1 protein-coding gene is annotated in these 850 nt (G+C 61.1%); it reads right to left on the bottom strand.

The genetic code is table 11. The features are described from left to right. Positions 1 to 585 (bottom strand): class I tRNA ligase family protein (locus EN984_RS36245; protein WP_164765999.1); only part of this gene is annotated, 585 nt, incomplete at its 3' end. Positions 586 to 850: the final 265 nt, after the last annotated feature.

The following is an 850-nucleotide window of genomic DNA, read 5'->3' as shown; positions in this document are numbered from 1 at the left end:
CAGGAAGAACCACTGCGTCAGCTCGCGCTGTTCGACCAGCGCGCCCGAGCGCCAGCCGCGCCCGTCGATGACCTGCTCGTTGGCGAGCACCGTCATGTCCTCCGGATCCCAGTTGACCTTGGAGGATTTGCGCGTCACCAGCCCCTTCTCGACAAAATCGAGGAACAGCATCTGCTGGCGGTGGTAATAGTCGACGTCACAGGTGGCGAATTCGCGCGCCCAGTCCAGCGACAGCCCCATGACCTTGAGCTGCTCGCGCATGGTGGCGATGTTCTGGTAGGTCCACTCCTTGGGATGGACCTTGTTCTGCATCGCCGCGTTTTCGGCCGGCATGCCGAAGGCGTCCCAGCCCATCGGGTGCAGCACGTTGAAACCCTTGGCCCGCTTGTAGCGCGCCACCACGTCGCCCATCGTGTAATTGCGGGTATGACCGATATGGATGCGCCCCGACGGATAGGGGAACATCTCCAGCACATAGTATTTCGGGCGCGGATCGTCATTGTGCGCTTCGAACAGCTTCTTGGCGTCCCAGGCCTTCTGCCATTTGGGCTCTGACGCGCGCGGATTGTATCGTTCGGTTGCCATGGGACGTTTTTCACTTAAAAGCATGCGCGAACTGCGGGCGACGGCTCGGCAGTTCAGGGAATGTGGTCCGGGTGTTCACCATGGTTTGGCAAACCCGTCAACCATATGGGTATCGCGTCTGACAAAAACGCCGGTCAAAACAGCAGGATTTGCATATGGGCGATGCCGTTCAGCAGTTTTTCGCGGTCAAGGCGAAGATCGACGCCGCCGAGCGCGAGGCCGGCCGCGAAGCCGGCGCCGTGACGCTGGTCGCGGTCTCCAAGAC

The organism is Mesorhizobium sp. M7A.F.Ca.CA.004.12.1.1 (genome assembly GCF_003997835.1).
Lineage (GTDB): Bacteria > Pseudomonadota > Alphaproteobacteria > Rhizobiales > Rhizobiaceae > Mesorhizobium.
Note: the sequence above shows the minus strand (reverse complement) of the source record. Positions and strands in the feature narration are given on the sequence as shown.